This is a genomic window from Micromonospora sp. NPDC048868 (assembly GCF_043198195.1).
In the GTDB taxonomy this organism is placed as follows: domain Bacteria; phylum Actinomycetota; class Actinomycetes; order Mycobacteriales; family Micromonosporaceae; genus Micromonospora; species Micromonospora reichwaldensis.
In genome coordinates, this window is sequence record NZ_JBICUN010000004.1 from 210,090 (window position 1) to 223,997 (window position 13,908).

13 protein-coding genes are annotated in these 13,908 nt (G+C 72.2%); 10 read left to right on the forward strand and 3 right to left on the reverse strand.

The window, feature by feature from the left end; all coding sequences use genetic code 11:
• Positions 1–165 precede the first annotated feature (165 nt).
• Both ACGFNF_RS08265 and ACGFNF_RS08270 read right to left on the reverse strand, forming a co-directional pair.
• Positions 166–534: a tetratricopeptide repeat protein gene (locus ACGFNF_RS08265; RefSeq protein WP_357579584.1), complete on the reverse strand. Its 369-nt coding sequence runs from the start codon at positions 532–534 to the stop codon at positions 166–168.
• A 97-nt stretch (positions 535–631) separates the two neighbouring features.
• Entirely contained in the window at positions 632–1,402 is a 771-nt protein-coding gene (locus tag ACGFNF_RS08270) for an ROK family protein (RefSeq protein ID WP_132230825.1), read from the reverse strand.
• 74 nt (positions 1,403–1,476) lie between these two features.
• Between ACGFNF_RS08270 and ACGFNF_RS08275 the strand changes: the two genes are divergently transcribed.
• From ACGFNF_RS08275 to ACGFNF_RS08285, 3 genes are all read left to right on the forward strand, one after another.
• Complete coding sequence (locus tag ACGFNF_RS08275; protein ID WP_393166605.1) at positions 1,477–3,114, forward strand: ABC-F family ATP-binding cassette domain-containing protein; 1,638 nt, start codon at positions 1,477–1,479, stop codon at positions 3,112–3,114.
• A gap of 38 nt (positions 3,115–3,152) precedes the next feature.
• On the forward strand, positions 3,153–3,470 hold the full coding sequence (locus ACGFNF_RS08280) for a hypothetical protein (RefSeq protein ID WP_357579586.1): 318 nt from the start codon (positions 3,153–3,155) through the stop codon (positions 3,468–3,470).
• Between the two features lie 74 nt (positions 3,471–3,544).
• Positions 3,545–4,270, forward strand: a complete 726-nt coding sequence (locus ACGFNF_RS08285; RefSeq protein ID WP_393166607.1) for a methyltransferase domain-containing protein — start codon at positions 3,545–3,547, stop codon at positions 4,268–4,270.
• Positions 4,271–4,293: 23 nt separating this feature from the next.
• Here the strand turns inward: ACGFNF_RS08285 and ACGFNF_RS08290 are convergent, their stop codons facing one another.
• Entirely contained in the window at positions 4,294–5,301 is a 1,008-nt protein-coding gene (locus ACGFNF_RS08290) for a LacI family DNA-binding transcriptional regulator (RefSeq protein WP_357579605.1), read from the reverse strand.
• A 135-nt stretch (positions 5,302–5,436) separates the two neighbouring features.
• On the opposite strand from ACGFNF_RS08290, the gene ACGFNF_RS08295 reads away from it, so the two are divergent.
• The 7 genes from ACGFNF_RS08295 to ACGFNF_RS08325 all read left to right on the forward strand — a co-directional run bounded on the left by ACGFNF_RS08295 (position 5,437) and on the right by ACGFNF_RS08325 (position 13,843).
• Positions 5,437–6,951: an alpha-N-arabinofuranosidase gene (locus tag ACGFNF_RS08295; RefSeq protein ID WP_393166609.1), complete on the forward strand. Its 1,515-nt coding sequence runs from the start codon at positions 5,437–5,439 to the stop codon at positions 6,949–6,951.
• Between the two features lie 57 nt (positions 6,952–7,008).
• Positions 7,009–8,337, forward strand: coding sequence for an ABC transporter substrate-binding protein (locus tag ACGFNF_RS08300; RefSeq protein ID WP_393166611.1), 1,329 nt, complete (start codon positions 7,009–7,011; stop codon positions 8,335–8,337).
• A 6-nt stretch (positions 8,338–8,343) separates the two neighbouring features.
• Positions 8,344–9,309 carry a carbohydrate ABC transporter permease gene (locus ACGFNF_RS08305; RefSeq protein WP_132230819.1) on the forward strand — a complete coding sequence of 322 codons (966 nt, stop codon included), beginning with the start codon at positions 8,344–8,346 and terminating at the stop codon, positions 9,307–9,309.
• A gap of 10 nt (positions 9,310–9,319) precedes the next feature.
• Positions 9,320–10,213: a carbohydrate ABC transporter permease gene (locus ACGFNF_RS08310; protein ID WP_393166613.1), complete on the forward strand. Its 894-nt coding sequence runs from the start codon at positions 9,320–9,322 to the stop codon at positions 10,211–10,213.
• Positions 10,210–11,226 carry a glycoside hydrolase family 43 protein gene (locus tag ACGFNF_RS08315; protein ID WP_393166615.1) on the forward strand — a complete coding sequence of 339 codons (1,017 nt, stop codon included), beginning with the start codon at positions 10,210–10,212 and terminating at the stop codon, positions 11,224–11,226. The genes ACGFNF_RS08310 and ACGFNF_RS08315 overlap by 4 nt, the downstream gene beginning before the upstream one ends.
• 235 nt (positions 11,227–11,461) lie before the next feature.
• The gene (locus tag ACGFNF_RS08320) at positions 11,462–13,126 is read left to right on the forward strand and encodes a family 10 glycosylhydrolase (RefSeq protein WP_357579588.1); all 1,665 of its coding nucleotides are present in this window, start codon (positions 11,462–11,464) and stop codon (positions 13,124–13,126) included.
• Positions 13,127–13,306: 180 nt separating this feature from the next.
• Positions 13,307–13,843 (forward strand): phospholipase, encoded by a 537-nt coding sequence (locus ACGFNF_RS08325; RefSeq protein ID WP_393166617.1) that lies wholly within the window; start codon positions 13,307–13,309, stop codon positions 13,841–13,843.
• Positions 13,844–13,908 lie beyond the last annotated feature (65 nt).

The window sequence follows — 13,908 nt, forward strand, 5'->3', positions numbered from 1 at the left end:
CCGGTGATCAGGACGCCATGGACGTCATCCGACGACTTTGACGTCCATGGCGTCCTGATCACCCCGCCGCTCGGCGTTGCGTCCCCGTGACGGACGCGAGGGCGGAGCAGCTGGGTGGAGCTGCCCCGCCCGTGTGCCCGCATCCGGGCGTCGATCCGGCCGCCGTCAGCGGGTGCCCTCGACCCGGGTCTGCACCCGGTCCAGGGCGGTGCGGTAGTCGTCGTTGCCGCTGTGCATGGCCGCCGCGATGCGCAGGTGCCGCAGCGCGTCGGCGGGCCGGTTGAGCCGCTCCAACGTGCGACCCAGCACGTGGTGGGCGTAGTGGTCGGCGGGGTCCCGGTCGATCAGCTCCCGCAGCTGCGCCTCGGCACGGTTGAGCTGGGCCGACTGGAAGTACGCGCGGGCGAGCAGCTGGCGTACCGAGGCGTTGCCGGGCTCGGCCTCGACGATCGGCTCGAGCAGCCGGGCAGCCCCGGTCGGGTCACCGGCCTCGAAGAACATGGTCGCCCGCCGGTACTCGGCCAGAAGGTCCATCCGACCCACCCCCTCGTGTCGCGCCGCTGTCCCGACGCTGGCACAACATCAGCCGTACCGCGACTGTTCCCGGGGCCCGGGAGCCGCGCGGGCCGGGTCAGGTGGGGGCGCCGTGCCGGCCGGCGGCCAGCTCCCAGGCGCGTACGCCGCCGACGATGCCGGCGGTGTTGGGCACCACCACCACGTCGTCGCCCATCCGCACGAGCTGCTCGGGCCGGATCAGCCGGGAGTTGCCGCCGCCCAGGTAGAGCCGGTCCCAGCGGAACACCGGGCGCAGCCCGTCCACGACCTGGCGGATGCGGCGGGACCAGAACGCGTCCCCGAGGCGGCGCCGCTCCGGCTCCCCCACGTACGTGTCGTAGGTGGTGTTCCAGCGCACCGGCGCGTGGGACAGCTCCAGGTGCGGGGCGAGCACCCCGCCGTCGAAGAGCGCGCTGCCCAGCCCGGTGCCGAGGGTCAGCACCAGCTCGCAGCCGGTCCCGGCGACCACGCCGGCGCCGTGCACCTCGGCGTCGTTGAGCACCAGCGCCGGCACCCCGAACGCCTCGGCGAGCGCGGTCCGCGCGTCGTACCCGGACCACTGGGCGACCAGGCCCGGGTCGACCTTCGACCGGGGGCCGGAGCGGGTCACGTAGTGCGGGGTGGCGACCACCACCCCGTGCCGGATCATGCCCGGCAGGCCGACGGTGAGCCGGTCCGCCGTGGGCAGCCGGCCGGCGAGGTCCAGCAGCGTCTTCACGAAGAGCGCCGGCGGCAGGGGGTACGGCGTGGGCACCCGCAGCGGCCGGGCGCGCATAGTGCCCGCCTCGTCCAGCACGGATGCCTTGATCCCGCCGCCGCCACAGTCGATCGCCAGTGTGGTCACCACCCGAGCAGTGTGCCGCGTACCTCCCGGGGCGCGAAGCGAGGGTGGGCCAACGAGGCGGATAGGGTCGGGGGTTGATGAGCGCGACGATGATCGTCAAGGGGCTGGCCGCGGGGCACGGGGACCGGGCACTGTTCGCCGGGCTGGACCTGGTGGTCGCACCGGGGGACGTGGTGGGGCTGGTCGGGCCGAACGGGGCCGGCAAGTCGACGCTGCTGCGTACCCTCGCCGGGCTGCTGCCGGTGGAGGCCGGCAGCGTGACGCTCAGCCCGCCCACGGCGAGCGTCGGGCACCTGCCGCAGGAGCCGGAGCGGCGGCCCGGCGAGACCGTGCGGGACTTCCTGGCCCGGCGCACCGGGGTCACCGCCGCGCAGGCGGCGCTGGACGCGGCGACGGCCGCGCTCACCGACGGCGCGCCCGGCGCCGACGACGCCTACGCCGAGTCCCTGGAGCGCTGGCTCGCCCTCGGCGGGGCGGACCTGGAGGAACGGGCCGAGCAGGTGGCCGCCGAGCTGGGGCTCACGGTCGACCTGGAGCACCCGATGACGGGCCTCTCCGGCGGCCAGGCGGCCCGGGCCGGGCTGGCCTCGCTGCTGCTCAGCCGCTACGACGTGTTCCTGCTCGACGAGCCGACCAACGACCTGGACCTGGCCGGCCTGGAGCGGCTGGAGGAGTTCGTCACCGGGCTGCGCGCCGGCACGGTGCTGGTCAGCCACGACCGGGAGTTCCTCGCCCGCACGGTCACCCGCGTGCTGGAACTGGACCTGCACCAGCAGCAGGTCCGGCACTACGGCGGCGGCTACGCGGGCTACCTGGAGGAGCGCGAGGTCGCCCGCCGGCACGCGCGGGAGGACTACGAGGAGTACGCCGACACCCGGGCCGGCCTGGAGGCGCGCGCCCGCACCCAGCGGGCCTGGATGGAGAAGGGCGTGAAGAACGCCCGCCGCAAGGCCACCGACAACGACAAGATCGGCCGCAAGTTCCGCGCCGAGTCGACCGAGAAGCAGGCGGCCAAGGCCAAGCAGACCGAGCGCCTGATCGAGCGGCTGGAGGTGGTCGAGGAGCCGCGCAAGGAGTGGGAGCTGCGGATGGAGATCGCCGCCGCGCCCCGCGCCGGCGCCGTCGTGGCCTCACTGCGCGACGCCGTCGTACGCCGGGGCGACTTCACCCTCGGCCCGGTGACCCTCCAGATCGACTGGGCCGACAAGGTGGCGGTGACCGGGGCGAACGGCTCCGGCAAGTCCACCCTGCTCGCCGCCCTGCTGGGCCGGCTCCCCCTCGACTCCGGGCACGCCGCGCTCGGCCCGGGCGTGGTGGTCGGCGAGGTGGACCAGGCCCGAGGGCTGTTCCTCGGCGACGTGCCGCTTATCGACGCGTTCGGCGCCGCCGTACCGCAGCTGTCGCCGGCGGACGCGCGCACGCTGCTGGCCAAGTTCGGCCTGCGCGCGGGGCACGTGCTGCGGCCGGCGGCGACCCTGTCGCCGGGCGAGCGGACCCGGGCGGCGCTGGCGCTGCTGCAGGGGCGCGGGGTGAACCTGCTGGTGCTGGACGAACCGACGAACCACCTGGACCTGCCCGCCATCGAGCAGCTGGAGTCGGCGCTGGCCAGCTACCCGGGCACGCTGCTGCTGGTCACCCACGACCGGCGGATGCTCGACGCCGTGACCACGAACCGGCGGCTGCGGGTGGCCGCCGGGCGGATCGCCGAGGATTGATCCGTGCCGACCCGCTCGCGGCGGGTGAGAATGACCCCATGCTCAAGTGGGAGTACGCGCTGCTGGTCCGCCGCCGCCAGGCGGCCACCACCGACATCGGCTGGGAGATCGTCTTCGTCTGGTACGGCCCCGACGGCTCGATGGTCGACGTGACGCCCTACGGCGACACCGCGCTGGCCCATCTGAACCGGGCCGGTGACCAGGGCTGGGAGCTGGTCGCGATGAGCGAGGACCCGTCCATGCCCGGCAACAGCGAGCTGCACCGCTACCACCTCAAGCGGCCCAAGGCGGCCGCCCCGCCGCCCCGGCAGCGGATGCGCGGCGGCGGACGCCCCCGGCGGACGATCGGCGGCTGACCGCCCGCCCTGTTCGGGGCGTCCGGGGCATAACGGGCGGGGATCCGGGTATCGGCCGGCGGGAGGTGGCCCGGATGGTCGCGCTGGCACAGAATCCGCCCTCGGCCGAGCGGCTGCGGGCGGTCGACGGATTCCTCGCCGAGGCCTGGGTCGACCAGGCCCGGCACGACGACCGGCTGCGCGACCTCGCGGTCGAGGTGCGCTTCGACCGGGGGGTGGCCCACCTCAGCGGCGAGGTCGCCGGGCAGGACGAGCTGCGCCTGGTCCGGGACCGGGTCGGCCGGCTCGCCGGGGTGCTCGGCGTCTGGTGCCGGGTACGCGTCGGCGGGCGCGACCCGGTGGTGGTCGACCTGGGCTGCGGCGCCACCAAGCAGTGGCCGGGCAACCTGGGGCTGGACATCTTCCCGGCCCAGGGGGTGGACGCGGTGGCGGACCTCTCCGGCTCGCTGCCGCTGGCCGACGACTCGGTGGACGTCTTCTTCGCGGTGCACATCCTGGAGCACCTGATCGACTTCCTGCCGCTTGTCGACGAGTGCCACCGGGCGCTCCGGCCGGGCGGCGTGCTGCACGTGATGAGCCCGTGGTGGCGGCACGTGAACGCCGTCGCCGACCCGACCCACGTCCGGCTGCTCGACGTGCAGACGTTCAAGGGCGTCTGCCTCCAGCGCCCGCCGGGCACCCCGCGCTGGTATCCCCTGCACGTCGGCTGCGACGGCGCCTCGATCTTCGCCGACCTCACCCCGCTGCCCCCGGACGCGGACGGCCCCACCCCCGCCCACCTGGCCCGTTTCTTCGACTGACCGCCACCCCTGCCAGCCGGGGGTCAGCGGCCGAGGGTGCTCTCGCGGGGGGCCAGGCGCCAGGGGGCCGAGAGTTCCCGGGGCGGGGCGGTGCGGTCGCCGTCGATCCGGCCGGCGAGCAGTTCCACCGCCAACCGGGCGATGCGCTCCTTGTCCGGCGCGATGGTGCTCAGGGTGGGCACGGAGAAGCGGCCGTCCTCGATGTCGTCGAAACCGGCCACCGCCACGTCCTCGGGGACGCGCAGGCCCGCCTCGTGCAGGGCGCGCAGGACGCCCAGGGCGAGGGTGTCGTTGAAGCAGAAGACCGCGTCGGGGCGTACGCCGGAGGTCAGCAGGCCGCGCATCGCGGCGGCGCCGTCCGCGCGGTGCCAGGCCGTCGCGGGCGCCACCAGCCGCTCGTCGTACGGAAGGCCGGCGTCGGCGAGCGCGGCGGTGTAGCCGGCGAGCCGCAGCCGGGCGCTGGCTCCCTCGGGGGTGCGCTGCGAGCCGATGGCGGCGATCCGGCGCCGGCCGAGGCCGGCCAGGTGGGCGGTGATCTCCCGGGCGGCGCCCACGTTGTCGATCCCGACGTGGTCGGCGGGACCGTGGTCGACCCGCTCGCCGAGCAGCACCATCGGGGTGCCGGCCAGCCCGGTGAGGTCCTCGGCGGTGAGCGCCAGCGGGCTGAAGATCAGCCCGTCGATCAGGTGCTCGGTGATGCCCGACGCGGCCACCCGCTCCTGCTCCCGACCACCGCCGGTCTGGTCGATCAGCACCGTCCAGCCCAGCTCGGCCGCGGCCGTGACGACGTGCCGGGCCAGCTCGGCGAAGTAGGGGATGTCCAGTTCGGGGACCGCGAACGCGATGATCCCGGTGCGCCCCTTGCGGAGGTTGCGCGCGGAGAGGTTGGGCCGGTAGTTCAGCTCGGCGATGGCCTCCTCGACCCGGGCCCGGGTGTCGGGCCGGACGTGCACGTAGCCGTTGACCACGTTGGAGACGGTCTTCACCGACACGCCGGCGCGCTCCGCCACGTCCTTCAGCCTGTGCCGCACCACGTCACCCTCCCCCATGGCGCGCACTTTACCGCGTGGGCGGCTCTTTACAACGTTGCTTACAACGTTGTACAAACCAGGAGCACCAGGTGACCACGGTCACCCGGGACCGGCAACGAGGAAAGGTGGCACCCCTTGCGGACCGCGCAGCTCACCATCGACCCGGCCTTCGCCGTCGGACCGGCCGACCGGCGGCTCTTCGGCTCGTTCGTCGAGCACATGGGTCGCTGCGTCTACGGCGGGGTCTACGAGCCCGGGCACCCCACCGCCGACCCGCGCGGCCTGCGCGGCGACGTGCTGGAGCTGACCCGGGAGCTGGGCGTCTCCGTGGTCCGCTACCCCGGCGGCAACTTCGTCTCCGGCTACCGCTGGGAGGACGGCGTCGGCCCGGTCGGTGACCGCCCCCGCCGGCTCGACCTGGCCTGGAAGACCGTCGAGACAAACGCCTTCGGGCTCGACGAGTTCATGACCTGGGCCGCCGAGGCGGGCGTCGAGCCGATGATGGCCGTCAACCTCGGCACCCGGGGCGTGCAGGAGGCCTGCGACCTGCTGGAGTACACGAACCATCCGGGCGGGACCCAGCTGTCCGACCTGCGCCGCAAGCACGGCGCCGAGGAGCCGTACGGGGTGCGGCTCTGGTGCCTGGGCAACGAGCTGGACGGCCCGTGGCAGGTCGGCCACAAGACCGCCGACGAGTACGGCCGGCTCGCCGCCGAGACCGCCCGCGCCATGAAGATGATCGACCCGTCGATCAGCCTGGTGGCCTGCGGCAGCTCCAACCGGACGATGTCCACCTTCGCCTCCTGGGAGGCGACCGTGCTGGAGCACACCTACGAGCACGTCGACTACATCTCCGCGCACACCTACTACGACCCGTCCGACGGCGACCGGGCCAGCATCCTGGCCTCCGCCGTCGACATGGACAACTTCATCCGCGAGGTCGTCGCCACGGCCGACCACGTGGCCGCCAAGCAGCGGCACCGGCGGAAGCTCAAGATCTCCTTCGACGAGTGGAACGTCTGGTACCAGTCCCGTCTCCAGACCGACCTGGACCGGCGCGGCTGGGTGGAGGCACCGGCGCTGATCGAGGACGACTTCACCGCCGTCGACGCGGTGGTGGTCGGCGACCTGCTCATCACCCTGCTCCGGCACGCCGACCGGGTCGGGGTGGCCTGCCAGGCCCAGCTCGCCAACGTGATCGCCCCGATCCGCACCCGCACCGGCGGCCCCGCCTGGCGGCAGAGCATCTTCCACCCGTTCGCGCTGACCGCCCGGCACGCCCGCGGCACCGTGCTGCGCACCGAGCCGGTCGGCCCGACCTACGAGACGAAGCGGTACGGCGAGGTCCCCGTGCTCGACACGGTCGCCGTGCACGACGAGGAGACCGGCGAGCTGACCGTGTTCGCGGTCAACCGGGGCTCGGACGACCTCCCCCTGGACATCGACCTGCGCGGGCTGCCGGGGCTGTCCGGTAAGTCCCACCTGAGCCTCGCCGCCGGGGACGACCCGACGGCGACGAACACCGAGGCCGAGCCCGACCGGGTGACGCCCCGGCAGCTGCCCGACCCCACCACCGACGGCGGCCGGTGCTCCGTGCGCCTTCCGGCCGTCTCCTGGAACGTGCTGCGCTTCTCCCCCACCGGCGGCTGACACCGCACAGGTCCTGAGCAGGCACACTTCATCCCGTCCCCCAAGGAGCGAAACCCCATGATGCAGAACGAAATGAGCCGGCGGCGCCTGCTCGGCCTCGGCCTCGGGCTCGGCGCCGCGGCCTCGTTGACCCTGGCCGGGTGCGGCGGCGGCGGCGACAGTTCGGGCCCGGCGGCCGGCAACGGCGGCAAGGACTACACCGGCCCGAAGGTGGACCTGAAGCTGTGGAACGGCTTCACCGGCGGCGACGGCGACATCTTCAAGGCGCTGGTGAACCAGTTCAACACCGAGCACCAGAACATCGCCGTCTCGATCGCCACGTACCAGTGGGAGGACTACTACAACAAGCTCCCCGGCGCGGCCTCCAGCGGCGCCGGCCCGGACATCGCGGTCATGCACATGGACCAGCTCGCCACCTTCGCCGCGCGCGGCGTGATCACCGAGCTGGACGACGTCGCCAAGACCCTGGAGCTGTCGGAGGGCGACTTCGCCCCCACCGTCTGGAAGGGCGGGCTCTACAACTCCAAGCGGTACGGCATCCCACTGGACATGCACCCCCTCGGCTTCTACTACAACAAGGGGGTCATGCAGAAGGCCGGCCTGGACCCGAACAAGCCGCCGACGACGAAGGACGAGTACACCGCCGCGCTGACCGAGCTGAAGAAGTCCGGGGTGCAGGGCTTCTGGGTCAGCCCGTTCCAGTTCACCGGCGGCATGACGTTCTATTCGCTGCTGCACCAGTGGGGCGGCAGCGTCTTCGACGCCGAGGCCACCAAGGCCACCTTCAACTCCGACCAGGCCGTCGAGGCGTGCACCTGGCTGACCGACCTGATCAAGCAGGGCCACTCCCCGGCCAACGTCGGCCAGGACGCCGACTACCTGGCGTTCAAGAGCGGCAAGAACGCCTTCAACTGGAACGGCATCTGGCAGATCAACGACCTCAAGAAGAGCCCGGACATCCAGTGGGGCGTCGCGCCCCTGCCGCAGATCGGCACGCAGCCGGCCGCCTGGGCCAACTCGCACAACTTCACGATCGTCAAGCAGCGGGCCAACGACGCCAACAAGGTCTCCGCGGCGAAGGTCTTCATCAACTGGCTCAGCCAGCACTCCCTCGACTGGGCCAAGGGCGGCCAGGTTCCGGCCCGCAAGGCCGTGCGGGACGGCGCCGACTTCAAGGCGCTGGCCGAGGTCAACGCGCTCGCGCCCGAGCTGGAGTACGCGGCCTTCCCGCCGGCGGCCCCGGGCCTGGGCGAGGTCATGACGACCTTCTACAACTCGTTCAACGAGGCGGCGCTGGGCAAGAAGTCGCCGAAGCAGGCGCTGGACGACGGGGTGACCAAGGCGAACAAGCAGCTGGAGGACAACCGCAAGAAGTACGGGAGCTGAGTCCCCGTGGCGGACGTGATCGAGGCGGGGGCGGCGCGTGCTGACGCGCCGCCCCCGGCGGCCGACGCCCCCCGTGGCGGCGCCCGGGCGGGCCGGGCCGGGCGGGCGACGCCGTACCTCTTCCTCGCCCCGTACCTGCTCCTGTTCGGGGTCTTCGGGCTGCTGCCGATCCTGCTCGGTCTCTGGCTCTCCGTGCACCAGTGGGACTTCCAGCTGCCGAACCGGCCCTTCGTCGGGCTGGACAACTACCAGGAGCTGTTCTCCAGCGACTCGGCCGTCTACGGCGACTGGTGGCAGAGCGTCCGGGCGACGGCGATCTTCACCGTCTTCGCGGTGCCGCTGCTGGTGGTCGTCCCGCTCGGGCTGGCGCTGCTGCTGAACCGCTCGTTCCCCGGCCGGACCTTCTTCCGGGCGATCTACTTCGCTCCGTACGTGCTGGGCGTGGCGGTGATCGGCCTGCTCTGGCGGTTCCTGCTCGACGCCAACCTGGGCCTGGTCAACCGGATCGCCGGGATGGTCGGGCTGCCGGCCGACACCCCGTGGGTGACGGACGTGCCGTGGGCCTGGGTCTCGCTGGTCGGGGTGACCGTGTGGTGGACCTCCGGCTTCAACGCGGTGATCTACCTGGCCGGGCTCCAGGACATCCCGCAGGAGCTGTACGAGGCGGCGAAGGTGGACGGCGCGAGCGCCTGGGAACGGTTCCGCCACGTCACGCTCCCCGGGCTGCGTCCGGTGCTGCTCTTCGTGATCACCACGACCGTGCTCGCCTCGGCGAACGTGTTCGGCCAGTCGTTCCTGATCACCCAGGGCGCGCCGGGCACGGAGACCCGCACGGTGGTCTGGTTCATCGTCGAGGAGGGGCTGCGGGACAACGACGCCGGCCGTGCCGCCGCGATGAGCATCGTGTTCGCGCTGATGCTGGCGGTCGTGAGCATCGCCAACTTCCGCCTCTTCCGCTACCGGGAAGACTGAGGGGACCGCCATGACGACGCCCACGCGCACCACGCGCGCCCCCGCGCCGACCCGCGCCCCGGCGACCGGCCGCGCCCCGGGTAGCGCGCTGCGCCGGACCGCGCTCTACGCCACCCTGGTCGCGCTCGCCCTGGTCTTCCTGCTGCCGCTGGGGTGGATGGTCATCACCTCGCTGAAGACCTACACCGGGGCCCAGCAGATCCCGCCGACCTGGCTGCCGGAGCCGATCTCCGGGTACGGCTACGAGCAGATCCTGAACAACACCGCCAACCCCGTGCTGCGCTGGTTCGCCAACAGCATGCTGGCCGCCACCGCGCACGCGCTGCTGGTGCTGGCGACGGCCTCGATGGCCGCGTACGCCCTGGCCCGGATGCGGTTCCGCGGCCGCGGGGTGCTCTTCGCGCTGATCGTCGGGACGCTCTTCATCCCGCCGACCTCGCTGATCATCCCGAACTTCCTGATCGTCGACGAGCTGAACTGGATCGACACCCTGGCCGTGGTGATCGTCCCCGGGGCGGCGAGCGCGTTCGGGGTGTTCTTCCTGCGGCAGTTCTTCCTCTCCCTGCCCAGGGAGTTGGAGGAGGCCGCGGTGCTGGACGGGGCCAACCAGTGGCAGATCTTCTGGAAGGTGGTGCTGCCGCTGTCCAGGCCGGCGCTGGCCACGCTGGCGGTGCTGTCGTTCCTCACCAACTGGAACGACTTCCTCTGGCCGATCTTCGTGCTGTTCAGCCCGGAGACGCTCACCCTGCCGCCGGGCCTGGGCCTGCTCCAGGGCTCCTACGTCACCGACTACCCGGTGATCATGGCGGGGGCGGTGCTGGCCAGTGTGCCGGTGCTGATCCTCTTCGTGCTCGCCCAGCGGCACATCATCCAGGGCGTCTCCCGCAGCGGGCTGAAGGGATGACGGTCGGGACGACCCGGCGGCGCGGCGCGGCGGCGGTGCTCGCCGCCGCGCTGCTCGCCGCCGGTTGCGGTGGTGGAGAAGGACCTTCGAGCACGGGAGACGACGCGCGCATGTTCACCAACCCGGTCGTACGCACCGACGCGCCCGACCCGCAGGCCATCCGGGTGGGCGACACCTGGTACCTGTTCCACACGAACGCCGGTGGCCGCAACGTCCCGGTGCTCACCTCCCCGGACCTGGTCGACTGGACCCCGGCCGGGGACGCGCTGCCGGAACTGCCGGCGTGGGCGGACGCCGGGAAGACCTGGGCACCCGAGGCGATCGAGCTGGCCCCGGACCGGTTCGCGCTCTACTACACGGTCGCCGGGCGCGAGTCGGGGCGGCAGTGCGTCGGGCGGGCCGTGGCGGGCGCGCCGCAGGGGCCGTACCGGGACGACTCGGCCGGTCCGCTGATCTGCCAGGCGGAGCTGGGCGGGGCGATCGACGCCAGCCCCTTCCGGGACGCCGACGGCAGCCTCTGGCTGCTGTGGAAGAACGACGGCAACGCCATCGGGGTGGACACCTGGATCTGGTCGCAGCGCCTCTCCGACGACGGGCTGCGCCTGGTCGGCGAGCCGACGAAGCTGCTGAAGCAGACCGAGCCGTGGGAGGGCACCCTCATCGAGGGCCCGTTCCTGCACCGCCACGACGGCAGGCTGTTCCTGTTCTTCGCCGCGAACGCCTACGACCGGGCCGAGTACGCGGAGGGCTACGCGATCTGCGAGTCGCCCGCCGGGCCGTGCGTGAAGGCCCCGGAGAACCCGATCCTGAAGACCAACGAGGTCGCCTCCGGGCCGGGGCACGCCTCGATGGTGGTCGAGGACGGGCGCACCTGGCTGCTCTACCACGCCTGGCCGCCCGGCCAGGAGGGCACCGTCGACCCGGGCCGCCAGGTCTGGCTCGACGAGGTCGTCTGGACCGACGGCAAGCCCGTCGTCAAGGGCCCGACGGCGGGGCCGCAACAGAAACCCTGACGTCTCGGGCTATTCGGGCCAGCACCCGCCGTGTGCGCCACGCCACGGCGCGTCCCGTGAGCCCGGCCACTAGGGGGAGCCGGTGTGGACGGACGGATCGATCGCGCCCAGACTCTTGCGCAGAGCCCGTGAGGTGTGAAAATTTCCTACCAGCGGCAGAATGTCAACGGCGAATCTTGCCGTCTGCGCCGCGATGAACCCCTGACACGGGAGCCCCAACGAAGGGACACACCGCATGAAGGCAACTCGGCTCGGAGCCGCCGGGCTGGCCGCCGCACTGCTCGGCGCGCTCGTCGCCGCCACCCCGGCGAGCGCGGCACCCGACGCGGCGACCACCGCCGCCTCCACCACCTCCTGCGTCACCGACCCGGCCACGCCGAAGCGGCAGTTCCGGGCCATGTGGATCTCCTCGGTCGTCAACATCGACTGGCCGAGCAAGGCGTCCCAGACGTCGCCGGACCGCGTATCCGCGCAGCAGGCCGAGTACCGCCAGCTGCTCGACCTCGCCGAGCGGCTCAACCACAACGCCGTGGTCGTCCAGATCCGGCCGACCGCCGACGCGTTCTGGCCCTCGCCCCACGAGCCCTGGTCGGAGTACCTGACCGGGGTCCGCGGCGAGAACCCGGGCTGGGACCCGCTGAAGTTCGTCGTCGAGGAGGCGCACAAGCGCAACCTGGAGTTCCACGCCTGGTTCAACCCGTACCGCATCTCCATGCCCGCCCCGGGCGGCGCCGGCGCCGACATCAACCAGCTCGCGCCCAACCACCCGGTCCGCGAGCACCCCGAGTGGACCTTCGCCTACCCGCCGGCCGGGGTGGCCGGCAGCCGGCTCTACTACAACCCCGGCATCCCCGAGGTCCGCGAGTTCGTGCAGACCGCGATGATGGACGCGGTCAAGCGGTACGACGTCGACGGCGTGCACTTCGACGACTACTTCTACCCCTACCCGAGCGGCACCCACCAGGTGCCCGACGACGCCACCTTCGCGGCGCACAACCGGGGCTTCACCGACAAGGCCGACTGGCGGCGGGACAACATCAACCTGCTGGTCCAGGAGATGAACGCCAAGATCAAGGCCGAGAAGCCGTGGGTGAAGTTCGGCGTCAGCCCGTTCGGCATCTGGCGCAACCAGTCGGCCGACCCGCTGGGCTCGGACACCACCGGCAGCCAGTCGTACGACATCATCTCCGCCGACACCCGCAAGTGGGTCAAGGAGGAGTGGATCGACTACATCGTGCCGCAGCTCTACTGGTACATGGGCCAGTACCCGGCCGCCGACTACACCCGGCTGGTGCCGTGGTGGGCGGACGTGGTCAAGGGCACCCGGGTGCAGCTCTACATCGGGCAGGCCGACTACAAGAGCGGTGACCCGGCCTACGGCTCCTTCTGGATGAACCCGCAGGAGCTGTCCAACCACCTGACGCTGAACCGGCAGTACCCGGAGGTCCTGGGCAACGTCCACTTCTCGGCCGTGCAGGTGCGGGCCAACCGGCTCGGCGCGACCGACATCTACGCCGCCGAGCACTACTCCCGCCCGGCGCTGATCCCGACCATGACGCACCTGCCGAAGAAGCCGCTGCTCATGCCGGTGGTCACCAAGGCCGCGCGGCAGTCCGACGGGGTCCGCCTGAACTGGCTCCAGCCGGCTGACGGCGTGGGCCCGCTCGGCACCGCCACGTCGTACGCGGTCTACCGCTTCGACGGGACCGGCCTGGCCGGCCGGTGCGACTTCGCCGACGCGGCGCACCTCGTCGACACGGTCCGCGCCGACGCGGACAGCCGGACGCAGTCCTGGGTGGACACCACCGCCGAGGCCGGCAAGCGGTACACCTACTACGTGACCGCGCTCGACCGACTGGCGAACGAGAGCCCGGCCAGCCCGCCGGCGTTCGTCCGCTGACGTGACACCGAATGCCCCGGGTGCCCCTGGCGCCCGGGGCATTCGTCTGTTTCGACGCCTGTCACCAAATGTCGGTGGGCACCGCATCCCCCGGAACCATTCATGATCGACACTGTTCGGCACTCCGGTGACCCGCCGGTAACCCCCGTCCCCACCCGCACATCCCCCGCGGAGGTACCCGTGCCCAAACGCCTCACCACCCTGCTCGCCTCGGCCGCGCTGACGATGCTCTTCGTGTTCGGGGTCTCCTCCCCCGCCGCCGCCGTCACGACCTCGCAGAAGCTGTCCGTCCTCTCCAGCTGGACGCAGACGAGCGCCACCAGCTACAACTCCTGGAACTCCGGCCGGCTCAACCAGGGCGCCTGGGCGGCGTACGCGTTCAACTGGTCGACCGACTACTGCTCGTCCAGCCCGGACAACCCGCTCGGCTTCAGCTTCAACCTCTCCTGCTACCGGCACGACTTCGGCTACCGCAACTACAAGGCGATGGGCCGGTTCTCTGCGAACAAGGCCCGTCTCGACGACGCCTTCTACGCCGACCTGAAGCGGGTCTGTGCCACGTACAACGCGGCCGTGCGTCCCGCCTGCACCAGCCTCGCCTGGACGTACTACCAGGCAGTCAAGAACTTCGGCTCCGTCGCCGCCGTGCAGCAGGCCGACATCGACCGCGCCGCCCGGATCAAGGCCGACGGCGAGCGCCGCGCCGGCCTGCGCTGACCGCGCCCGTGACGCCCAGGGGTTCGCGTCCCCGGCCCGCCCGATGACGCGGACCCCGACCGGCG